At 68.9% G+C, this 20,945-nt stretch carries 17 protein-coding genes and 2 pseudogenes; 11 read left to right on the forward strand and 8 right to left on the reverse strand.

The features are described from left to right. Positions 1-117 precede the first annotated feature (117 nt). From OHA19_RS02935 to OHA19_RS02950, 4 genes and pseudogenes are all read left to right on the forward strand, one after another. Positions 118-369: pseudogene (locus tag OHA19_RS02935) on the forward strand (rhodanese-like domain-containing protein); the annotation flags it as partial. Between the two features lie 64 nt (positions 370-433). Next, positions 434-799 (forward strand): rhodanese-like domain-containing protein, encoded by a 366-nt coding sequence (locus OHA19_RS02940; protein WP_405720267.1) that lies wholly within the window; start codon positions 434-436, stop codon positions 797-799. Next, entirely contained in the window at positions 796-1,539 is a 744-nt protein-coding gene (locus OHA19_RS02945; protein WP_405720265.1) for a sulfite exporter TauE/SafE family protein, read from the forward strand. Before OHA19_RS02940 ends, OHA19_RS02945 begins: the two co-directional genes overlap by 4 nt. A gap of 414 nt (positions 1,540-1,953) precedes the next feature. Further along, positions 1,954-2,798 (forward strand): annotated as a pseudogene (locus OHA19_RS02950) (PEP-utilizing enzyme); the annotation flags it as partial. A gap of 596 nt (positions 2,799-3,394) precedes the next feature. On the opposite strand, the gene OHA19_RS02955 reads toward OHA19_RS02950, so the two are convergent. Further along, complete coding sequence (locus tag OHA19_RS02955) at positions 3,395-3,817, reverse strand: MerR family transcriptional regulator (protein ID WP_405720263.1); 423 nt, start codon at positions 3,815-3,817, stop codon at positions 3,395-3,397. Positions 3,818-3,872: 55 nt separating this feature from the next. On the opposite strand from OHA19_RS02955, the gene OHA19_RS02960 reads away from it, so the two are divergent. Continuing rightward, a complete protein-coding gene (locus OHA19_RS02960) occupies positions 3,873-4,844 on the forward strand; it encodes an SDR family NAD(P)-dependent oxidoreductase (protein ID WP_405720261.1) in 972 nt (323 codons plus the stop codon). 232 nt (positions 4,845-5,076) lie between these two features. On the opposite strand, the gene OHA19_RS02965 is transcribed toward OHA19_RS02960, so the two are convergent. Beyond that, positions 5,077-5,469, reverse strand: coding sequence for a VOC family protein (locus OHA19_RS02965; RefSeq protein ID WP_405749306.1), 393 nt, complete (start codon positions 5,467-5,469; stop codon positions 5,077-5,079). Between the two features lie 117 nt (positions 5,470-5,586). Continuing rightward, complete coding sequence (locus OHA19_RS02970) at positions 5,587-7,509, reverse strand: serine/threonine protein kinase (RefSeq protein WP_405749308.1); 1,923 nt, start codon at positions 7,507-7,509, stop codon at positions 5,587-5,589. A gap of 253 nt (positions 7,510-7,762) precedes the next feature. Between OHA19_RS02970 and OHA19_RS02975 the strand changes: the two genes are divergently transcribed. From OHA19_RS02975 to OHA19_RS02985, 3 genes are all read left to right on the forward strand, one after another. Then, positions 7,763-8,329: a hypothetical protein gene (locus tag OHA19_RS02975; RefSeq protein WP_405720255.1), complete on the forward strand. Its 567-nt coding sequence runs from the start codon at positions 7,763-7,765 to the stop codon at positions 8,327-8,329. 27 nt (positions 8,330-8,356) lie between these two features. Beyond that, entirely contained in the window at positions 8,357-8,677 is a 321-nt protein-coding gene (locus tag OHA19_RS02980; RefSeq protein WP_405720253.1) for a hypothetical protein, read from the forward strand. Positions 8,678-8,929: 252 nt separating this feature from the next. After that, entirely contained in the window at positions 8,930-10,462 is a 1,533-nt protein-coding gene (locus OHA19_RS02985; protein ID WP_405720251.1) for an MFS transporter, read from the forward strand. A 130-nt stretch (positions 10,463-10,592) separates the two neighbouring features. Here the strand turns inward: OHA19_RS02985 and OHA19_RS02990 are convergent, their stop codons facing one another. From OHA19_RS02990 to OHA19_RS03010, 5 genes are all read right to left on the reverse strand, one after another. Beyond that, on the reverse strand, positions 10,593-12,224 hold the full coding sequence (locus OHA19_RS02990) for a beta-N-acetylhexosaminidase (protein WP_405720249.1): 1,632 nt from the start codon (positions 12,222-12,224) through the stop codon (positions 10,593-10,595). Positions 12,225-12,232: 8 nt separating this feature from the next. Next, positions 12,233-13,087 (reverse strand): carbohydrate ABC transporter permease, encoded by an 855-nt coding sequence (locus tag OHA19_RS02995; RefSeq protein WP_405720247.1) that lies wholly within the window; start codon positions 13,085-13,087, stop codon positions 12,233-12,235. Positions 13,088-13,089: 2 nt separating this feature from the next. After that, positions 13,090-14,109: a carbohydrate ABC transporter permease gene (locus OHA19_RS03000; protein WP_405749310.1), complete on the reverse strand. Its 1,020-nt coding sequence runs from the start codon at positions 14,107-14,109 to the stop codon at positions 13,090-13,092. Continuing rightward, positions 14,096-15,433, reverse strand: a complete 1,338-nt coding sequence (locus OHA19_RS03005) for an extracellular solute-binding protein (RefSeq protein WP_405720243.1) — start codon at positions 15,431-15,433, stop codon at positions 14,096-14,098. Before OHA19_RS03005 ends, OHA19_RS03000 begins: the two co-directional genes overlap by 14 nt. A gap of 102 nt (positions 15,434-15,535) precedes the next feature. Beyond that, positions 15,536-16,723, reverse strand: coding sequence for an ROK family transcriptional regulator (locus OHA19_RS03010; RefSeq protein WP_405720241.1), 1,188 nt, complete (start codon positions 16,721-16,723; stop codon positions 15,536-15,538). Between the two features lie 301 nt (positions 16,724-17,024). Here OHA19_RS03010 and OHA19_RS03015 point away from each other — a divergent pair, with 301 nt between their 5' ends. From OHA19_RS03015 to OHA19_RS03025, 3 genes are all read left to right on the forward strand, one after another. Further along, positions 17,025-17,822, forward strand: a complete 798-nt coding sequence (locus tag OHA19_RS03015) for an endonuclease/exonuclease/phosphatase family protein (RefSeq protein ID WP_405749312.1) — start codon at positions 17,025-17,027, stop codon at positions 17,820-17,822. A gap of 611 nt (positions 17,823-18,433) precedes the next feature. Next, positions 18,434-19,705 carry a right-handed parallel beta-helix repeat-containing protein gene (locus OHA19_RS03020; protein ID WP_405749314.1) on the forward strand — a complete coding sequence of 424 codons (1,272 nt, stop codon included), beginning with the start codon at positions 18,434-18,436 and terminating at the stop codon, positions 19,703-19,705. 182 nt (positions 19,706-19,887) lie between these two features. Next, entirely contained in the window at positions 19,888-20,922 is a 1,035-nt protein-coding gene (locus OHA19_RS03025) for a LacI family DNA-binding transcriptional regulator (RefSeq protein ID WP_405720236.1), read from the forward strand. Positions 20,923-20,945: the final 23 nt, after the last annotated feature.

The raw sequence follows: 20,945 nt of genomic DNA on the forward strand, positions 1-20,945 counted from the left end.
GGCGGCCGCCACACTCCGAACATACCCCCGGGGGTAAGAGTGTTAGTGTGTACAACATACCCCGGGGGGTAATTTCACTCGAAAGGAGCGCCTCCACCGCACCACACCGCGTACGCGGTGCTGGACGTCCGCCATGAATCCGAACGCACGGACGGCTGGATCGAAGGCTCGGTCCTCATCCCGATCCACCAGCCGCACCGCCGCATCGGCGAGGTGCCCGTCGGCACGGTCCGGGTGCACTGCGCGGGCGGTACGCGAGCCGGTATCACCGCCCCGCTGCCGGACGCAGCCGGACGGCACGTCGCCGCAGCGGACGTCGGCTCCGGTGCGGCCATCGAGGCCGGGCCGGCCATCGTCACCGGCTGCTGAACCCGAAGTGCACCCGGCCCGAACCGGGCCTGATCTCACCCGAACAAGAAAGGTGACATCGACAATGTTCCCCTTCCGTAAAAAAGAACAGCGCCTGTCCATCGACCAGGCGCGCACCCGCACCACGGGCGACCGGCCCGAAGCCGTCCTGCTGGACGTGCGGGAGAAGCCGGAGTGGAAGGCCGGCCACGCCCCTGACGCGGTGCACGCACCGCTGACCGACCTGGTCGCGGGCGCCGCGCTGCCGGCAGCGGCGCAGGGCCGTCCTCTGGTGGTGATCTGCCGCAGCGGGCAGCGCTCGCAGCGCGCGGCAAAGCTCCTCACCGAGCGGGGAGCGGATGCAGTGGACGTCAAGGGCGGCATGAACGCGTGGGCCGCCGCCGGACACCCGGTCGTCGACGAACGCGGGAACTGCGGCTCGATAGCGTGAGCACCCTCGTTCTGGCCCTCGTCGCCGGGGCCGTCATCGGTCTCGCCCTCGGTGCCCTCGGCGGCGGAGGCAGCGTCCTCGCCGTACCGGCTCTGATCTATCTGCTCGGCTTCTCACCGGCATCGGCCACCACCGCCAGCCTGATCATCGTCACCGCCACCTCGGCCTCCGCCCTTTACGCCCATGCCCGCGACCGCAACGTGGCATGGAAGACGGGCACCTTGTTCGCAGCGGCCGGCGTCATACCGGCGTTCCTCGCCGGTGCGGCCGCCGGCCACCTCCCGGAGGTAGCTCTCACTGCGGCGTTCGCGGTCATCGCCGCGTTGGCCGCGCTGCGGATGCTGCGCCCCTCCCGCACCGAACCGCCGGACCGGATACGGTCCGTCACAGCGGTCGGAGCGGGTGCCGGACTCGGTGCCGTGACCGGCTTCCTCGGCGTGGGCGGCGGATTCCTCGCCGTCCCCGCCCTGGTAAGTGTCCTCGGTCTGCGCATGAAGCAGGCCGTGGGCACCAGCCTCCTCGTGATCACCGTCAATTCCCTGGCCGCACTCACCGCACGGACAGGCACGGGTGACGACCTGCGATGGGAGGTGATCGCCCCGTTCGCCGGAGCCGCGATCCTCGGCGCCTGGGACGGCAAACGGCTTGCGGCGAAGATCACCGGCGTGACCCTGCAGAAGCTCTTCGCTTTCGTTCTGCTGGGAGTGGCGGGCCTGATGCTCGTCGACGCGGTCGCCTGAGCAAGCGAGCCGCCAGGAGGTCAGGCCGGAGAGAGGAAAGGCTTTCCCGGCCGGGCGCGAATCTCGCCCCGGCCGACGGGCAAGTGGAGGGCACCACTGCGGTCGGCCTCGCCTGAGCCACCGCCGCCTGCCGTACGCGGCGCGCCACCGCTTCACGAGGTGCCTGTCAATTCCAGCAGACAGCAAAAAGAGGCGGACAGCAAAAGAGAAAGGCAAGGAGACCGCTCTCCCCGCCACTCTCAACATATTGCCCACCGGGGGGCTTGCGGCAAGGCCCGGGTGGTGGCGCAGAATCGTCGGCCAAGGCCACTACCTGCGGAAACAAGGGGCACACCGTGCGCGTGTCGTTGTCGACGTACAAGCGACGCCGCGACGGCCGGCCCGTGCTCGCGCCGACGATGTGACCTCGGGCGCTCGGAGATCACGCGGCCGCGTTGGCGCGAGCGCCCCACCACGCTCGTGCCGGTGATCCTCGACAACGTCAGGAATTCGGGCCGGGTGCCGCCGAGCGACGCTTCGAGGAGGGCCGGCGGGCGGCGCTGAGGAAGGAACAGGACGTGTTGTCCCGCTTGCGGGCCCTGCCTGACGGGAACCTGAAGGCCGACGAGGCCAAGCGGATGATCGACCGGGTCCGAACCTTCATCGGGTACCGGGAGTACCCGAAGTACGGCGTCGTCAGCCGCTACTTCGTGTACAAGCAGGCATTGCTGGCAGAGGCGGAGCGCCTCGTGCAGGCCGGCGTGCTTCCCGAGAAGGAGGACGTCTTCTACCTCACGTTCCAGGAGTTCCGCGACGCCGTGCGCTCGGATCAGGTGGATGTTCAGCTCATCCAGCGGCGCAAGGACGCGTTCCGGTCGTACCACGCCCTCATACCGCCCCGGGTGCTCACTTCGGATGGCGAGGCCGTCACCGGGGCGTACCGGCGCGAGGACGTGCCGGCGGGTGCCCTGGTCGGCCTTCCGGTTTCCGCCGGGACCGTCGAGGGAAGAGCCCGCGTCATCCTCGACATGGCGGAGGCCGATCTTGAGGCGGGCGACATCCTGGTCACGGCCTGCACGGATCCCAGCTGGTCGCCCCTGTTCATCGGAATCGCGGGCCTGGTGACCGAGGTGGGCGGGCTGATGACCCATGGCTCAGTGATCGCCCGGGAGTACAGCTTGCCGGCCGTCGTGGGCGTGGAACGGGCCACCCGGCTGATCCGGGACGGACAGCGGATCCGCGTGCACGGAACCGACGGGTACGTCGAAATTCTGCGTTGACCGACCGCACCGGGTGAACGGACACCAACCGGGAGGCCGCTACAGATCAGCAACAACCGTGGCCGCGTCAACGGCTGGACCGGTTACGGCCGTGTCTTCGGCATCTGCGTGGCAGTCCACGGCGTCGCCCGGTCAACAGGCGTGGGCAAGATACTCGCGGCCGACTCCGGCGACACCTGACCGAACTGGCCGACTTCCTGGTCCCCGAGGCGTGGGTCAGCGGCATCGGCAACGTGAGCCTGCACCTCCGGGCGAACCGCCCACCCAGGAGCCTGGCCTCGAATCCCCAGGGTGAGGAGTCGCGGGCCGGAGCCCCCGTTCACAATTCCTTTGCCAGGCAGTGCAGTTCGGCGACCGTGTCAGCAGTGGACGGTGCGTGTCGTGTTCCGGCTCCACCAGCCACTGCAGCATCAGGCCGGACCACAGGGCGAGGGGCACCGATCCGGCCGACGGGCTCGGAGGCGGTGCCTCGGCGGACGAACGCGGGAGCGGAGCCTCATCACGGGCAACGACTCCAGGGAGTGGGACCGGTTCGACGGCTCGACCTCGGAGTCATTGTTGTCACGGGGCACACTGCGCGGCTGTCCGTGCTTGCCTCAGGCCGTCGGGTCCCAGAGCCCGCCGGCTTCGCCGCGGGCGAGGTGCTCGGCGTAGACACCGGCCTTCCAGGCGATGAGGGATCGGCACTCCTCCAGCGCCCGGATCTGGGCGTCGACGCGCTGTCGATGGGCGTCGAGCAGTCGCAGTCGTTCTGCCTCGTTGCCCGGTCCGTGGCGTACCAGTTCGGCGAAGTGTTTGAGGTCGGCGAGCGGCATACCGGATTCTCGGAGCTTGACACAGATCAGCAGCCAGTCGACATCGAAGGATGTGTAGCGGCGCCTGCCGCCCGATGTGCGCTGGACCGGTCTGGCGAGCAGGCCCTCTCGCTCGTAGAAGCGCAGGGCGTGCACGCTCAGGCCGGTCCGCTGGGCCACCTCGCCGATGCTCAGCGACTGAGCGGCAGCTTCGGTCATCGTCATGCCTCCCACTCCTGGACTTGATCTAGACCTAGCTCTAGATCGTAGCGTCAGCGGCATGACCATTACTGATCAGCAGCCGCTCGGTTCGCCCTTCTCCGCCGTCACCACCGCCAAGGACATAGTGACGGGCCGTGACCTCTCCGGTATGACCGCTGTGGTGACCGGGGGCTACTCCGGGCTCGGCCTGGAGACCACTCGGGCTCTGACGGCCGCCGGGGCCCGGGTCATCGTTCCCGCCCGCCGTCCCCACGTCGCCCGTGCCGCTCACCAGGATGTGGAGGGCTGCGAGGTCATCCCCATGGACCTGGCCGATCTCGGCAGCGTCCGCTCAGCCGCCGCGCGCATCAGCGACCGTCTCGACCGGATCGACCTCCTGATGGCCGTCGCCGGAGTCATGGCCACCCCCGAGCGGCGCGTCGGGCCCGGCTGGGAAGGCCAGCTCACCGCCAACCACTTCGGTCACTTCACCCTCACCTGCGAGCTCTACCCGCTCCTGGCCGCCGCGGGCGGCGCGCGCGTCGTCGTCAACAGCTCCGCCGGACATGCCCTGACCGGCATCCGCTGGCACGATCCGCACTTCCGTTCCGGCTACGACAAGTGGCTGGCCTACGGCCAGTCCAAGACCGCCAACGCCCTGTTCGCCGTGCACCTCGACGCCCTCGGGCACAACGACGGCGTCCAGGCGTTCGCCCTCCATCCAGGCAGGATCATCACCGGTCTCCAGCGGGAGATGACGCTCCAGGAGCAGATCGACCGCGGGTGGGTGGACGAGCACGGCAACGTGGTCGGCGCCGGCTTCAAGACCGCCTCCCAGGGTGCCGCCACCGGCCTGTGGGCTGCCACATCCCCGCTCCTCGACGGCCGCGGCGGGCTCTACCTCGAGGACTGTGACGTCGCCCGCGTCTCCGCCCCTGGCCGGCCCATGGATGACGGCGGCGTGCGCACGTACGCCACCGACCCCGACGAGGCCGCCCGGCTCTGGGACCTGTCTCTCGCCGCGACCGGCGCGAAGCCGATCACCCGATGAACCCTCGCTCCGCACAGCCGCGCTGGAGTCTGCGCGGCGGCTGTTGAACTCTGCCGCACTCGCCCGGTCTCGCACGCTGCCGCCGAAACATCTCGACACCGCACAACCCAACCGCACAGACAACACACCTCGCCACAACTGATGACAAGAGCGGTGTCATCGGATGCCGACCGACTCGGCCCCGACACCCGTGCGGAGAACCGCCGGTGGGCTGCGAGCCGCCGAGCGGCGCTCAGTACGCCTGGATCTCCAGCAGGTTCCCGTCCGGGTCGCACAGGTGGGCCGCCCGCAGCCCCCACCCCGGCAGGTCCCGGGCCGGCGCCACCAGAACCCCGCCATGCCGTCGGCACAGCGCGACCGCCGCGTCCACCGCCGCCGCGTCCACGACGGGCACCACGAGGGTCGCGCCGCCCTCCGGAGGAGCCGGCGGAACCTCGCTCACGAACACATCCCGCTGGATCACGGCGAATGCGGTGGCCCCCTCGGGCGCGTCCCAACTGGCGTACCCGGACGTCGCGTCACCGCACGCGAGCACGTACCCCGTCAGTTCGGGCAATACGCCTGCGTAGAAGGCGAATGCAGCTGGATAGTTCCCGGCAAGTACGCGCGGATGCAGAGCGAACATGGGCCCCAACCTACTGGCCTCGCCATGCTGGTCGGGGTTCGGCTGAAGGTGCGGTGATGGCCGGTGGCGACAACGCGGGCTCTGTTGTCGGGAAGATCCCGAAGGTACGGACACAGCCTAGGTCGCGGTCCGGGTGAAGACGTAGGGGGCGCCGCGCCGGGTGAGAATCCGCATGCGGTCCTGCCCGGCGGGACGGATGTCGAAGGTGCCGTGGCCGTGGCAGATGCCCATGTCCGGCTGCGTGGGTGCCTTCACCGCGGCAAAGAGCCTGTCCTGAGCGACCACGGTGGCGACGGCCGTCACACCGCACCACCGGCTGCCCTCGCCCGCGGAGAACTCGAGCTCCGCTCCCGGCTCCAGGTCGCGGATATGGAGACTCATCGGCGGGTTGGTGTCCGACGTCGTCCAAGATCCCACGTACGTCTGCAGGATCTTCTTGCTCGGATGTGCTGGGGGGTCCTTGCGCAGAAGGGCCTTGCTGTCTCCGGCGCGCCACTCCAGAGCTTCGCCCTTGAGGGTGAGCGTCTGGGTGTCCGGTGAGCAGGAGGGCCCCTGGTCCATGTCGGTCGCGTCCAGATCCTGGTGCGTCACTGCTGTGCGGCGGCCCTCGACAACCATGGCGCTGATCTCTCCGAGGCAGACCCGCTCAGGGTATTGCAGGACGAAATTCGCCCTGTCCCACGTGCCTGTGGTCCTCTTCTCGATCGTGAAACGGACGAACCGAATGCCGCCCTTCTCCGCACTGTCCGTCACCTCGCCCGACCAGGTCCCCACGAAACCGGAAGTGTTACGGGCGGACGGCGTGGCCGAGGTCGTCCGCCCCGGCGTGCGATCGCCGTCTCCCTTCGTGTCGCCTTCGCCCAGCATCGGAGCGAGCACCACGCCCGCGCCGGTGAGGACGAGCAGTCCTGCGGCAAGCGCGATCCCCCGCCGCAGCCGCTCCGGTCTCCGAGGGTGCTGCGCTGCCACCCCGGGCGTCGTCCCGTCCTGCGGGCCCGGCTCCAACTCCGTCTCCGACTGCGGCTGCGAAACGGGGCCGAGGTCCGGGACGGAGTCCGGCTCGGAGTCCGGCTCGGAGTCCGGCTCGGAGTCCGGTTCCGGACTTGGTATTGCCTCCGCTTCCGGCTCCCATTCGAGCTCGGATTCCCCCTTCGCTTCGGGCTCCGCCTCTGATTGCAGCACCACCGCCGGCGTGACCACCCGTCCAGGGGCGTCCTGGTCCAGGAGGCGCCCCGCCTGGGAGCCGAGCCTGGCGAGCAGTTCGGCAGGCAGCCAGGCGGGACGGGCGTCGGAGGACCAGGGCTCGGTGCGGTCGGCGATCTCACCCGTCGCAGGCCTGTTCCGGGGGTCCTTGTCCAGGCAGTCCCGCACCAGTTCGGCCAGCGGGGACTGCAGTCCCGTCAGGTCCGCCTCCTCCTCGACGATCCGGAACATCAGCGCGTGGGCGCCACGGTTCAGGGCACCGAACGGGGTCCGGCCGGTGGCGGCGTAGTGGAGGACCGTACCCAGGCAGAAGACGTCCGAGGCCGGGCCGAGCCGCCGTTCGCCCCGGACCTGCTCGGGCGACATGAAGCCCGGCGATCCGATCACGGCTCCGGTCCTGGTGAGGAAGCCGTCGACCGGGGTCACCGAAGCACGCGCGATGCCGAAGTCGATGACGCGCGGCCCGTCGACGGTGAGCAGGACGTTGGACGGCTTCAGGTCGCGGTGGACCAGACCGGCGTCGTGGATGTCACCGAGTGCCCGGGCGAGCCCGTTGGCCAGGGCGAGAACCGATGCCAGTGGCAGCGGCCCGTACTCCCCCGACACCACGGTGTGCAGGTCGGGGCCCGGGATGTATCCGGTGGCGACCCAGGGCACCGGACCTTCGGTGTCCGCATCGAGCACCGGTGCGGTCCAGCTCCCGCCGACCTTGCGCGCGGACTCGACCTCCTGGGCGAACCGTCGCCGGAACTCCGGGCTGTGTACGAAACCGTCGTGTACCACCTTGACCGCCACGGTGCGGCCGCCCTCGGAACGGGCCAGGTACACCCGCCCCATGCCACCGGCTCCGAGGCGGCCGATGAGCAAGTACGGCCCGATGTGTGAGGGATCCTCAGGCGATAGCGTGTACACGGGATGACGGTAGGGCACTCTTGATCGACTGTCAGCCGTTCGGCCGGACAGCCGGCCATCGCTGTCACTCTCCGCACGCGCGAGGTGGACCCGGCCGACGAACGGCGGGCTGCAGCAGACGTGAGGGGTGTGATCCCCCCCATGACGATGTTCCTCCGGTTCATGCAAGGCTTCGTCCATGAGCAACTCCGTAGCGGCCGCCATCTTCATCACAGCCGAGCTGGATAAGGCGATTCAGGCCGTTCGAGCTCTCCTGGCGGTCGCCGACGTCACCGGCGCCGAGGTCGACTTCGAGGCGACGATCCACTCACCGGAGGCCTTGAGACGGGTTCAGGACGTGCTGCCCGACCTCGAATGGTGGGCTGCGGAGGGCAAGGAGCACGGATCTTCGGAAACTGGCGACGATCCGGCGGCATGCCTGCCGATAAGGGTGTTCGACTGGTGTCGGCCGATGGACCGTGCCGAACCATTCATCTCCGCCGTGGCCGGTACTTCAGCGGCCGTCCGCTGGGATCTGAATGCATGGCCCGAGGTGCCGGAGGCGGAGTTGGAGGCTGTTTCTCAGAAGTACGCCTACCTCACCCTCACGGTCGGCTCCCGAGACCTGTATCAGGATGAGCCGTCGCAGGACCACACCGTTCACGTGCACACAGATGGCGCCGACGGCAGCGAGCGCCGCGTCGAATGGCTCGCAGGACACATCGGCGGCAGGGCCACCGGCAGAGTGGAATCGGCGCCGATCTGAGGGCTGTCCCTTTCGGATGACCTGTGCGTGGATCACCCGCAGCTGATCTACACGATCACGTTTCGAGCACCGCACCGGAGCACCACGGATGGACCGCCCGACCGCTTCGGGTCACGGGAAGGCGTCCGCGACCGGCTGCGGAGATGGGCAGCGGGCGGCACCTGCGAGGAGCGCTCAGCCGTCCACCGGCCCCGGGCCGACGCCGAGGGCTTCCGCGGCCGGGACGCCGCCGCCGACTCCACGGTCGTCCGCGCCCATCAGCACGTGGCCGGGGCTGCACGACGCGGCTCCGGTTCCGACGTCCTACAGATCTTGCCCGGGGTGCACATCGCCCCTCCCGAAGCCTGACAGAGCAGTGCGGGCAATGCGTGATCCGCGTCCCCGTGCAGAGCGGCCTGCACTTTCCACCTGACCACGCCCGTGCCCCTGTCCGCGGACTCAACCGCGCCCGTGTCCCCCGTCCGCGGCCATGACCTTGTGCCGACAAGCGGACGTCCTCCGGCATCGCCCTGACTCACCGAATGGAATACACAGACACGCGGTGATACATTGATGTCTCATTTAAGACTCAAACGTCTTACTCAACCTACTGGAGTCTCAATGTCCCGCCCCGCCGTGGCCCCGGTCGCAGACCGTGTGCACGCGCGCCGCTGGGTCGTCCTGGCGATCCTCTCCGGCAGCCTGCTGCTGATTGCCATGGACACCACGATCCTCAACGTCGCATTCCCCTCACTGGTCGCCGATCTTCAGCCGGGCGCCGTGGAGCAGTTGTGGATCATCGATGTGTACGCGCTGGCCCTGTCCGGACTGCTGGTGACCGCCGGCGCACTGGGCGACCGATGGGGGCGCAAGCGGCTCCTGCTGATCGGATTCGCACTGTTCGCCGCGGCCTCGCTGGCCGCGGTGGCCGCGACCGAGGCGTGGCATGTGATCGCCGCCCGCGCACTGCTCGGTGTCGGAGGTGCCGCGATCATGCCGACCACGCTGTCGATCCTTCGGCACGTCTTCACCGACGCCCGCGAGCGAGCGCTCGCGTATGCGGTGTGGGCGGCGGTCATGGGAGGCGGTATGGCGCTGGGCCCGGTCGTGGGAGGCCTCCTGGTCGAGGACTACGGCTGGCAGTCGGCCTTCCTGCTCAACATCCCCATCGCGCTGACCGTCATCACCCTCGGCGCCTGGCTGTTGCCCGAATCGTTCGCGCCGCGCGCCGGACGCTGGGACTGGACCGGTGTCGCCCAGTCCGTCATCGGCATGGTCGCCCTGGCCGCCGGAATCAAGCAGCTGGGCAAGAGTGGGATCACCGCGCCCCTGCCCTGGCTGATGCTGGCGCTGGCCGCCTTCGTCCTGACGCTGTTCGTGCGCCGCCAGTTGCGCCTGGCACACCCTCTGCTGCATGTGCGCCTGTTCGCCAGCCGTGCCTTCAGCGTCTCGGCGACGGTCCTCTTCCTGGGCATGGTCGCACTCGGTGCGGTGTTGTTCCTGCTCACCCAGTGGTTCCAGTACGCGCAGGGCTACTCGCCTCTCCAGGCGGGCCTGCGGGTGCTGCCCGCGCCGCTGGCCCTGATGATCACCTCGCTGCTCGCCCCGGCCCTCATGCGCACCCTTCCGATCCGCCATGTCATGGCGTCCGGTCTGGCCCTGATGGCCGCCGGGCTGGTCCTGCCCTGGCTGGCCCAGGACGGTGACGACCACCTCGGCTACCCCGTCATGGCGGCCGCCCTCGCGCTGATCGGTTTCGGCGCCGGCCTCGCCACGACAGTGGCTTCGGTCACCCTGATGGCTGCCACTCCCAACGAGCACGTCAGCGGTGCGGCAGCCATCGAGGAGACCTGCTACGAACTCGGCGCCGCCCTCGGCGTGGCCTCCCTCGGCTCCCTGGCCGGAGCCCTGTACCGAAGCAGCCTGCCCGCCTCCGCGCCGGCCGCGGCACACAACTCGGTCGGCGAGGGAGCCCATACCGCCCAGGAAATCGGCGGCGCCCACGGCGCCTCGCTCCTGGAACAGGTCGCCGGCGCCTTCACCCACGGCATGACCCCGGCCTTCGCCGTCGGGTCGGTCCTGGCCCTGATCGCCGCCGCGGCGGCCTGGGCCTGGATCCCGCGAGACATCCGGCCCACCGAGAACGCCCACTGACCGGTCCGTGATCACTGGCGATGGCCGGAACAGGACGTTCCGGCCATCGCCAGTGGTCCGACCGCCCCGTGACAGCGCGTGCCCAGGACTCGATGTCCGTCTGGCCGGGACTTGATGTCCGCGTGACTAGCTAGGACTTGATGTCGGCCACGAGCTCGTCGATGAATGCCTCCCGCTCGGCGAGGGTCGACGGTCGTCCCTCGATGCCCGGACGGGTCTGCCACGGCAGGGGGCCGGTCTCGCGGCGGTACTCGACCCCGACGGCGTCCAGACGGGCCAGATGGTGGTCCAGGCGGCCACGGAACTCCTCGTACCGGCGGTCACCGGTGGTCCACAACGCCTCGGCGACTGCGCACAGGCGAGGGAACGCGAAGTAGTCGACGGTCCGTGGCGAGTCCATGTGCTCGGTCCAGATGTTGGCCTGGCCGCCCAGGACGTGCGCGCGCTCCGCGTCCGTCAGCTCGGGCGGCACCGGGTCGAATGCGTACGCCGTTTCCACCGTGACGGGCACGGCCACGGGGATCGGCTCGTCGGACCGGTCGGACTGCCGGTAGTCGAGATACACCTGGTCGTCCGGGCAGGCGATCACCTGCAGGCCCCTGCGCGCCGCGGTGACCGCGCCGGTCATGCCGCGCCACGAGGCGACCACGGTTCCTGCCGGTACCTCGTCCTCCAGCAGGTCGTCCCAGCCGAGGAGCCGTCGACCGCGCGAGGTGACGTGCGAGCCGAGTTGCCGCACGAACCAGGACCGCAGCTCGTTCTCGTGGCGCAGCCCGCGTTCGCGCATCAATTCCTGTGTGCGCCCGTCCTCGCTCCACTCGGTCGTGGGGCATTCGTCGCCGCCCACTCCGACGACCGGGCCGGGGAAGAGATCCATGATCTCGTCGAGGACGTCCCGGAAGAAGTCGACGGTCGACTCCTCGGCGTTGAGGACGCGGGGGTTGACTCCCCACCGCGTCCAGACTTCCGACTGCTCACCGCCGACTCCCAGTTCGGGACAGGCCGCGATCGCGGCCTGGGAGTGCCCGGGCACGTCGATCTCGGGGACGACGGTGATGTGCCGCTGTGCCGCGTAGCCGACGATCTCCCGGATGTCGTCCTGGGTGTAGAAGCCGCCGTGCGGCCGCCCGTCCCCGGGTGCGTCGGGGGACGCACCGAGCTGGGACTCGCGCCGCCACGCGCCGACCTCCGTGAGTCTCGGGTGGCGCAGGATCTCCACCCGCCAGCCCTGGTCGTCGGTGAGGTGCAGATGCAGTGTGTTGAGACGGTGCATGGCCATCAGGTCGACGAAACGCAGCACGTCGTGCTTGGGCATGAAGTGCCGTGCCACGTCCAGCATCGTGCCGCGCCAGGCGAACCGCGGTGCGTCCTCGATGCGTACGGCGGGCACCACCCACCGCACCCCGGTCACCTCGGACCGGCGATGGACCTCGGCGGGCAGCGACTGCAGCAGGCTCTGGCATCCGTAGAAGGCGCCGGCACGGTCGCCGCCCTCGATGACGATGCCGTCGGAGGTCGCCCGGAGCCGGTACGCCTCCGGGCCGAGGTCCTCGCCCAGCCTCAGGTCGATCACGTGTCGCGCCTCGGACCGAGGAGACGAAGGTGGCACAAGCGGCAGGTCCAGGCCGGTGGAGGGCCGCAGGACCGACTGCAGCCAGCGGGCCGTGGTGCGCAGCTCCGGCGCGGCGGTGATCCCGGTCGAAGCGTCGAGGACGAACTCGCCGGTCCCGGGGTGCATTGATGCGGGGCGAGGGAGAAGCATCGGGCGGGTCATCCTTTCACCGCTCCGGCCGACATGCCGGAGACCAACTTGCGTTGAATGAGGAGGAAGAACACGACGACCGGGAGGGAGAAAATGACCGAACCGGCCATCTGCGCGCTGTAGTCGGTACCGCTGGCGGGGTTGGTGAAGGATGCCAGCCACACCGGCAGGGTGTACTGGCCCCGGTCCTTCATGAACGTGTAGGCGATCAGGTAGTCGTTCCAGGCGGCGATGAACGCGAAGATGCTCGACGCGATCACGCCCGGCAGCACCAGCGGGAAGAGAATCTTCCAGAGGACTTGCCAGGTCGAGGCCCCGTCGAGGCGGGCGGATTCCTCGATCTCGACGGGAATGGCCGCGAAGAATCCCCGCATCACCCAGATCGAGAACGGCAGTGCCAGCGCGAGGTAGGCAAGTATCAGGCCCGTGTAGGTGCCCAGCAGCCCGGCCTCGTTGAAGACCAGGAACGTGGGGATGAGCAGGGCTGTCCCCGGCAGCATCTGCGCCACGAGGATCGCCACCATGACGGTGCGCCGGCCCCGGAACCGGAACCGCGAGACCGCGGCTGCCGCGAACATGCCGAGCACAACGGCGACCACCACTGTTCCGCCGACCACGAGCAGGCTGTTCCACAGGTTCGTCCAGAACCCCGTCCGGTTGAGCGCGACATCGAAGTTGTGCAGGGTGGGCGAGGCCGGCCAGAACTTCGGCGTCGCCGTCATCGCCTCGGAGCGGGGCTTGAGCGCGGTGTTGACCATCCAGTAGACCGGGAACAGCCATACGAGACAGAACGCGATCGCGATGCTGTTGCTGAGCACCCGGCCCCGGGCCGCGGTGGAGCGGGCACCGCGTGTGCGGAGCATGGTCACAGGTCCTCCCCGGAGCGCAGCAGGCGTCGGATGTACATGGCGGTGACGGCGAGCAGCATGATGGTCGTGACGACGGAGAGCGCCGCGCCCTGGCCGACGCGGAAGGCCACGAAGGCGGTCCGGTAGGCGAACACTCCCAGCGTGGTCGTGGCGGAGTCGGGTCCTCCGGCCGAGACGAGCCAGATCTGGTTGAAGACATTGAAGTCCCAGATCACCGACATCAGGGTCACCAATGTCAGTGTCGGCCGGAGGAACGGGAGGGTGACCGACCACCACAGGCGCCACTCGCCGGCCCCGTCGAGCCGGGCGGCCTCCTGCAACTCGACCGGCATCTGGCTCAGCGCCGCATACAGGGTGAGCGCGATGAACGGCACGGCCTGCCAGACGATGAGCAGCCAGATGGACAGATAGGCCAGGGGCGCGCTGTTGGACCAGTCGGCATTGGTCATGTCGCCGAACAGACCGGTCTGTGTGAGCAGCCAGTTGACCACGCCGTATCCGGGCTGGAAGAGCCACTTCCACACGAGGGAGGACGCGACCGTCGGCATCGCCCAGGCGAGGATGAGGACGATGGTGACGGTCATGCGCATGGCCGCCCCGAGCCGGGTGAGGAGCTGCGCGACGCCTGCTCCCACGCTGATGCTTCCCGCCACCATCGCGGCGGTGAAGACGACGGTCCGGGTCAGGGCGTCCCAGAAGTCCGACTGTGACAGGAGGTCGGTGTACTGCCGGGTGCCGACGACATCGAACGCGCCGGTGAACAGGGAGCGTTGGTCGTAGTCGGTGAACGAGGCGTAGACGAGGAAGGCGATCGGCGCGACGGTTACGGCCAGCATCACCAGCCCGGCGGGGGTCAGCAGCCACCACGCCACCCAAGGTCCGCGGTGCCGTGCGGATGCGGTGCGTCTTCCGGCACCACCGGGGCGCCTCGGCAGAGCATCGGCCGCGTGCCCGGTCGTGGAGGGTGGGAAGGCCGCCTTCGGGTTGCCCCGGACGGTCTGCTCAGTGCTGGGCATTGAGCACCTTGCCCGCCGTCTCGTCGAATGTCTCGGCCGCCTGCTTCGCAGTGCCGGTCCCGGAGGCGATGGAGGAGAACACCTTGTCGATGTCCTTGTTTCCTTCCACTGCCGCCCAGTCGGCGGCGGCCGGGGTGGCCTTGGACCGCAGGGCCGCGTCGAAGAACCCCCGGAACAGGGGATCGGCCTCGCCGCGGGCGGCCTTGACCGCCCCCGTGCTGTTCGGGATCCAGCCGTCGTGGCCGGCGATCCACCGCTTCTGCACGTCGGGCGCGGTCGCGATCTTCACCCACTGCAGGGCGAGGTCCGAGTTTGCGCTCTTGGCGGCGATGCCCCAGTCGGAGCCGCCGAGCATCACGGGCTGGGACTTGCCGGAGCTGCCCGGGAACGGGAAGGTCCCGAGGTCGGATTCCTTGAAGGCGGGGTTGGCCTTCTTGATGAGGGCGATCGTGGCGTTGGTCGCGCTCATCGCCGACGCCTTGCCGTCCGCGAAGACCCGGGTCTGGTCGGGGTTGAGCGTGTCGATGGTGCGGGTGGACGGTGCGGAGAACTCGTTCTGGAACTGCTTGTACTCGTTCAGGCCGCGCTGTGCCGCTTCGGTGCCGAGCGTCCCCTTCCAGGTGGAGCCCTTCTTGGACGCGATGTCGCCGCCCGCGTCCCACACGAACTGCACACCGGTGTGCCAGTACCGGCCCGGCAGGTAGAAGGGCGAGAAGTCGGGAGCCGGGTTTCCGGCACGTATCTTGCGCAGGGCACTGGTCAGTTCACCGAAGGTGGTGGGGACGGTCGTCACCCCCGCCTCGGCCCAGATCTTCTTGTTGTAGATCACCGCACGGGCGCCGGCGAACGAGGGCACGGCGTACAGTCCTCCATCCACTGTCGCGGGCTCCTCGAGGCCAGCCAGCCAGGACTGGCCCTGCCTGAGATCCTTGGTGTACGGGGTGAGGTCCATCAGCCCTCCGCTGGCGGCGAAGCTCGCCACCTGCGTGTTGCCTATGTCGATGACGTCCGGCGGGGTCGAGGTCGCGAGCGCAGTAGTGATCTTGGTGGTGATGCCGTCCCAGTTCTGGACCTCCACCTTCACCTTGGCGCCGGTCTGCCGGCCGAACCGGTCGTTCATCGCCTTGAGCGTGGCGTCGGAGTAGTCGCCGTCCATCACCCACACGGTCAGGGTCTTGCCCTCGCCCTTGACCATGGGGACCGCCCGGGGCTTCGTGTCGCCGCCCGGTCCTCGGCCCGCCGACCCCGAACAGGCACTCGCGCCGAGGGCCGCAGTGAGGGTGACGGCCACGAGTGCGCTGTACCGCATGCCTTTACGTGTCATGGAAACTCCTGGAGAAAAGGGGGTCTGGGAGAAAGGGACTCCGGCGGGAGCGGGTTCCGGGGAGTATGGAGCGAGGCCGGTGGCCGGGCACGGATTCGGGTCTCACCACACGCCCAGCTCGCCGGAGAGGACGATGCTGGCCCCGCCGAGCAGGATGAGGTCCGAGTCGCCGGCGAACGACCGCATGGTCAGCGACGCACTGATGGGTGCGTATGTGCGTGCCCGAATCACCGCGGCCGCGGAGTCGAGGAAGGGGCCCTCCACGAGGTCCGGCGGTCCCAGCAGGGCGATCTCGTTGAGGTTGAGCACGCTGCTGATCGGGGCGAGGACGGTGCCCAGTGCCCGGCCCGCATCGGCGAGTACGGCGTCGTGTTCGGACGGGTCACGACCGGCCAGACGCCTGCGCAGTTCGGCCGCGTCGATCAGTGGTTCCAGGCATCCTCGATGTCCGCAGATGCAAGGATCGCCGTCCTCGTCGACGGTTACGTGCCCGATCTCGCCGGCGGCGAACTGCTCGCCCTCGACGAGTTCTCCGCCCACGATCAGGCCCGCGCCCACACCGTGCTCGATCGTGATGACCATGAGGTTCTGTGTCTTGGCGTTCCGGAAGTGCAGCACGGCGAGTGCGGCGATGTTCACGTCGTTGCCGACATAGGCCGGCACACCGAACCGCTCGGAGAGCTGTGCGGCGAGCGGCAGTTCGCTCCAGCCCAGGTGGGCCGCGTGATGGATGACTCCGGCGTCGCCGACGATGCCGGGCGAGCCGACCCCGATGCCGAGTATGCGCCGTGGCGCGAGGTCCATCAGCTCGCCGACGAGCTCAAATACCAGTTCGATGGCAGGTTCGCCGACGATGTCTCCGTACCGCACGCGGGCACGCCGGACCACATCACCGCGGAGGTTGAGGACCGCGCCGCTGAAGTACTCGCTGCCCGACAGGTCCAGGGTGAGGATGTGGGCTGCGTCTTCGTCGATCCGCATCACGCTCGCCGGCTTGCCGAGCCGACCGCCCTTGCGGGGACCGGTGTCGACGACGAGCCCGTCGGCCTCCAGCTCGGCTATGAGCGCGGACACCGTGGGGGCGGTGAGGCCCAGGGTCCGAGCGAGCTCCGATCTGCTCATCGCGCCCTGGTGGTACAGCGTCGCGAGGACCAGCGCGCGGTTGTGGATCCTGCTGTCCAGCGTGCTCGCCTTGGTGCGCTCGGGCGGCTGCCGACGGGCGGACACCCGCGCCAGCCCGCGTTCGGCACGGCGGCGGGGGTCGGTCGGCGGCAGGAACGGCTCGGCCACAGAGTTCGCCTCCGGGTAAGTAAAGCCCCTTTAATTAAAGGACTTTGGATATGTTCGGGGCGAGGGGCCATGACGTCAAGAGATCCGCGCGACCAAAATTTGCACCACCCATACACGACCATCGCACCATTCCCCTATATACCGGGCAAATCGTAAGAATTCACCGGTTGAGTGTTTGACTGAGCGCGGTTATGTTCAGCCACCTTCGGAACACCGTGAGTTGGTGTTCATTTTCTGTGTGATTCGGAGGTGTGGTGTGTCTCGTGTGTGGGACAGATGCGCGTTGATCATGGTGGCGGCGATGACCGCGGCGGCGGCTCTGACCGCTGCCGGGACAGCTTCGGCGTCGGCGTCCCGGGCAGCGGTGCCCGGACGCGATGTGACGGTGATGACGTTCAACATGCACCACGGCGCGGATCCGGACGATGTTCTGAATCTGAATCATGTCGCCCAGGCAGTAAGGCAGTCGGGGGCCGATGTGATCGGCCTGCAGGAGGTGGACCGGCACTTCGCATCGCGCAGCGACTTCGTCGATCAGGCGGAGTGGCTCGCGGAGCGACTGGACCTTCATCTGGCCTTCGGAGCGAACCTGGACCTGGACCCGGAGAAGCCTGGCAATCTCCGACGTCGGTACGGGACGGCGATCCTGTCGCGCTTCCCGATCGTGAACTCCCACAACACGCTCCTCCCTCGTTCGGAGACGGGTGAGCAGCGGGGTCTGCTGGAGGCCGACCTCATGGTGCGGGGCAAGAAGCTGCGCTTCCTGAACACGCATCTGGAGCACACTTCGCAGGCCGAGCGGCGTACGCAGGTGGCGGCGATCAACGCGATCGTGAACGGCTCTCGTCTTCCCACGGTGCTGGTGGGCGACCTCAACGCGACGCCGGACAGCGCGGAGATCGCCTCGGTGACCGAGCGGCTGACCGACACCTGGCCGGTGGCCGGGAAGGGGGACGGGTTCACGTACGACTCGAGGAATCCGCAGGAGCGGATCGACTACGTGTTCACCTCACCGGGCGTCGAGGCCCGGCGGGCCCAGGTCCTGGACGTGACGGTCTCCGACCACCGGCCGGTGCGGGTCGAACTCAGCATCCGGTAGCGCGGGCCGACCTGCCACCGCAGCACATCCAGAGCGGCCGGGAGGCCACCGAAAGCCCCTGTTCGAGGACTGACTTCGGGGGTTGACCTCGAGGACTGGGCTCAAGGATTGACGCCCGGAGCCGGTGACGGTTCCCTCTCTGCCTCCCGGCCGGCGCCCCGCGTCGTCCGACCTCCAGCGGCTGCTCGCCGACCGTGCGACGCCTCTCCACGCGAACCTCTCCATGCGAACCGAACACACACCCCGCCGGCCGCTTTCGAGCGGCAGGGAAACAGCCATAGGAAAGCGGAGACAGATGAACGTACCCTTGCCATGCCGCTCCAAGGCCGTATGCGCGGCAGGTGCGGCGCTCGTCGCCATCGCACTGACAGCAACCACGGCACCGGCCGCCTCGGCGTCGGACGCCCCCCCGGGACAGTTCCCGGCAGGTCCAGTACGTCGACTGCGGGGCCGCGTCCGGAAAGGAGAACGGCTCCCGCAGCCAGCCCTGGGGGACCCTGGACCAGGTCAACCGCCTGGACCTGAGGACCGGCAGCTCGATCCTGCTCAAGCGCGGCAGCAGCTGTACCGGAACCCTTGCCCCGAACGGTTCGGGGCGGGAGGGCAAGCCCATGGTGATCGGGGCGTACGGCTCTGGCGCCAAGCCCGTGATCGACGGCGGCGGCAATGCCGAGACGCTGCTGCTGAAGAACACCCAGTGGGTCGAGGCGAAGGACCTGGAGATCACCAACTCCGGCAACCCCGGGCGCAACAAGCGTGGCGTCCGGGTCCAGTTGGACGACTTCGGCACCGGCACCCACTACCGGCTCACCGGCCTCGACATCCACGACATCCTCGGCGACGACACCAAGGGCACCGAGGGCTCGGCGGGCATCCTCTTCTCCGTCACGGGCTCGAAGAAGCCGACCAGGTTCGACGACGTCGTCGTCTCCGGCAACACCGTCCGCACCGTCGACCGTGAAGGCATCTACTTCGCCTCCACCTGGAACAACCGCCCGGTGCACGGCGACTACGACCCGAACGGGCCCGCCTACCTGCCCTCCACCCGCGTCGTGGCGCGCGGCAACACCCTCGAGGACCTCGGCGGCGACGGCATCGTCATCACCGCGACCGACAGAACCCTGGTCGAGCACAACCGCCTCGACGGCTTCCAGCGCCGCTCGGCCGGCTACAACGCGGGCATGTGGCCGTGGAACGCCGACAACACCGTCTTCCAGTACAACGAGGTGTCCGGCGGCGAGACCACCCGCGACGGCATGGCGTACGACGTCGACGAAGGCACCTTCGGCACCGTCTTCCAGTACAACGTCAGCCACGACAACGCCGGCGGATTCTTCCTCGTCTGCACCGCCACCGGCAAGCTCGGCAACGCGGTCATCCGCTACAACATCAGCCGCAACGACCACTTCCGCTCCATCGAGACCTGCCGCGGCTCCTTCGACGACGTCCGCTTCCACAACAACACGATCTACATCGGCGAAGGCGTCAGTCAGACCGTCGTCAACGAGAACACCACCGACAGGCACGAAATCTCCTTCACGAACAACATCGTGGTCAAGGAAGGCTCCGGCACCGCCTCCTTCAACCTGAAGAGCGGCGGCGTCACCCTCAACCACAACACCCTCGTGAACACGGTCGGCGCGCCCGCGAACCCCGGCGGCACCAGCGCCGACCCGCTGCTCTCCGACCCCACCGGCGCCCTGCCCCTGGGCCTGCGCCTGCGCTCCGGCTCCCCCGCCCTGCGCGCGGGCACTCCCGTGCCGGGCTCTCCGAACCGGGATCTGTACGGAAACCCGGTCGGCAACCCGCCCAACATGGGCGCCGATCAGGGCCGCGGAACCATCGAGCCGCTCCTGCCGACAACCACCGCCGACGCCTCATAGCAGCTTCCGGCCGGGCGTCCTCCAGCGAGAATCACCGAAAGGCCGCCCGGCCGAAGCCCGGCAACCGGATTCGATTCGTCCACCGGGCACCGCACCACCACTCGATACGGCCCGGTCGGGCGATAGGGTCTCCCCGGGCTCTCCCCCACGACAACCAACGCGGCGCAGAACAGGAGCGGTGTGTGAAACGGCCGACCATGGCGGACATCGCACGCCGCGCCGGTGTCTCCAAGGTGGCGGTCTCGTACGCGCTCAACGATCTGCCGGGCGTCTCCGAGACCACTCGCGCGTCGATCAAGAACATCGCCGAGGAGTTGGGCTGGCGTCCCAACAGTGCTGCCCGCGCCCTCACGGGTGGTCGGGCACAGGCGGTGGGCCTCGCTGTGCGGCGACCGGCCCGGACACTGGGCGTCGAGCCGTTCTTCATGGAGTTCATCAGTGGGGTGGAGAGCGTCCTCGTCGAGCGGTCGTACGCACTGATGCTGCAGATGGTCTCCTCGCAGGAGAGCGAGATCGAACTGTGCCGGCGCTGGTGGGGCGAAAGGCGGATCGACGGCGTCCTCCTGATGGACCTGCAGACCGATGACCCCCGCCCTCCCGCCATCAAGGCCCTTGGCCTGCCCGCGGTCGCCATCGGGCCGCCCCACTCCACGGGCAGGCTCCCCGCGATCTGGTCGGACGACGGCGCGAGCGTCGATGAGATCGTCCGCTACCTGGCAGCGCTCGGCCATCGCCGGATCGCACGCGTGGCCGGGCCTGCCGGACTGGCGCACACTGCGGTGCGGGACGCGGCCCTGAGCACGGCCTGCCGGGAGACCGGGACCCCCGAGGCCACCGTGATCCACACCGACTACACGGGCGAAGACGGCGCGCGCGCGGCACGGAGCCTGATGATCTCGCCCCGGCGCCCCACTGCGATCGTCTTCGACAACGACATCATGGCCGTCGCGGCGCTCTCGGTGGCCCAGGAACTGAACCTCTCCGTCCCCGCCGACGTCTCGATCGTGGCGTGGGACGAGTCACCGCTCACCCAGGTGGTCCGCCCCGTGCTCTCAGTGGTCACCCGCGACATTCCGGCCTACGGCGCACGCGCGGCGAGCGCGCTCCTGTCCCTCGTCGCCGGTGACGAGGTGGGGGACATCCTCGTGGGATGCGCCGGCTTCGTCCCCCGGGGCAGTACCGGCCCGCCACCGGGCAGCGTGTCGCACCCCGGTTGACCGGGGGTTCGGGGATCGAGGTT

This window comes from Streptomyces sp. NBC_00012, assembly GCF_045040875.1.
Lineage (GTDB): Bacteria > Actinomycetota > Actinomycetes > Streptomycetales > Streptomycetaceae > Streptomyces.

Coding starts and splice junctions, on each gene's coding strand:
- OHA19_RS02940 (WP_405720267.1), top strand. CDS start 434: ATGTTCCCCTTCCGTAAAAAAGAACAGCGCCTGTCCATCGACCAGGCG.
- OHA19_RS02955 (WP_405720263.1), bottom strand. CDS start 3,817: ATGACGATGACCGAAGCTGCCGCTCAGTCGCTGAGCATCGGCGAGGTG.
- OHA19_RS02960 (WP_405720261.1), top strand. CDS start 3,873: ATGACCATTACTGATCAGCAGCCGCTCGGTTCGCCCTTCTCCGCCGTC.
- OHA19_RS02965 (WP_405749306.1), bottom strand. CDS start 5,469: ATGTTCGCTCTGCATCCGCGCGTACTTGCCGGGAACTATCCAGCTGCA.
- OHA19_RS02970 (WP_405749308.1), bottom strand. CDS start 7,509: ATGGGGCGGGTGTACCTGGCCCGTTCCGAGGGCGGCCGCACCGTGGCG.
- OHA19_RS02975 (WP_405720255.1), top strand. CDS start 7,763: ATGAGCAACTCCGTAGCGGCCGCCATCTTCATCACAGCCGAGCTGGAT.
- OHA19_RS02985 (WP_405720251.1), top strand. CDS start 8,930: ATGTCCCGCCCCGCCGTGGCCCCGGTCGCAGACCGTGTGCACGCGCGC.
- OHA19_RS02990 (WP_405720249.1), bottom strand. CDS start 12,224: ATGCTTCTCCCTCGCCCCGCATCAATGCACCCCGGGACCGGCGAGTTC.
- OHA19_RS02995 (WP_405720247.1), bottom strand. CDS start 13,087: ATGCTCCGCACACGCGGTGCCCGCTCCACCGCGGCCCGGGGCCGGGTG.
- OHA19_RS03000 (WP_405749310.1), bottom strand. CDS start 14,109: ATGCCCAGCACTGAGCAGACCGTCCGGGGCAACCCGAAGGCGGCCTTC.
- OHA19_RS03005 (WP_405720243.1), bottom strand. CDS start 15,433: ATGACACGTAAAGGCATGCGGTACAGCGCACTCGTGGCCGTCACCCTC.
- OHA19_RS03015 (WP_405749312.1), top strand. CDS start 17,025: ATGACCGCGGCGGCGGCTCTGACCGCTGCCGGGACAGCTTCGGCGTCG.
- OHA19_RS03020 (WP_405749314.1), top strand. CDS start 18,434: ATGGTGATCGGGGCGTACGGCTCTGGCGCCAAGCCCGTGATCGACGGC.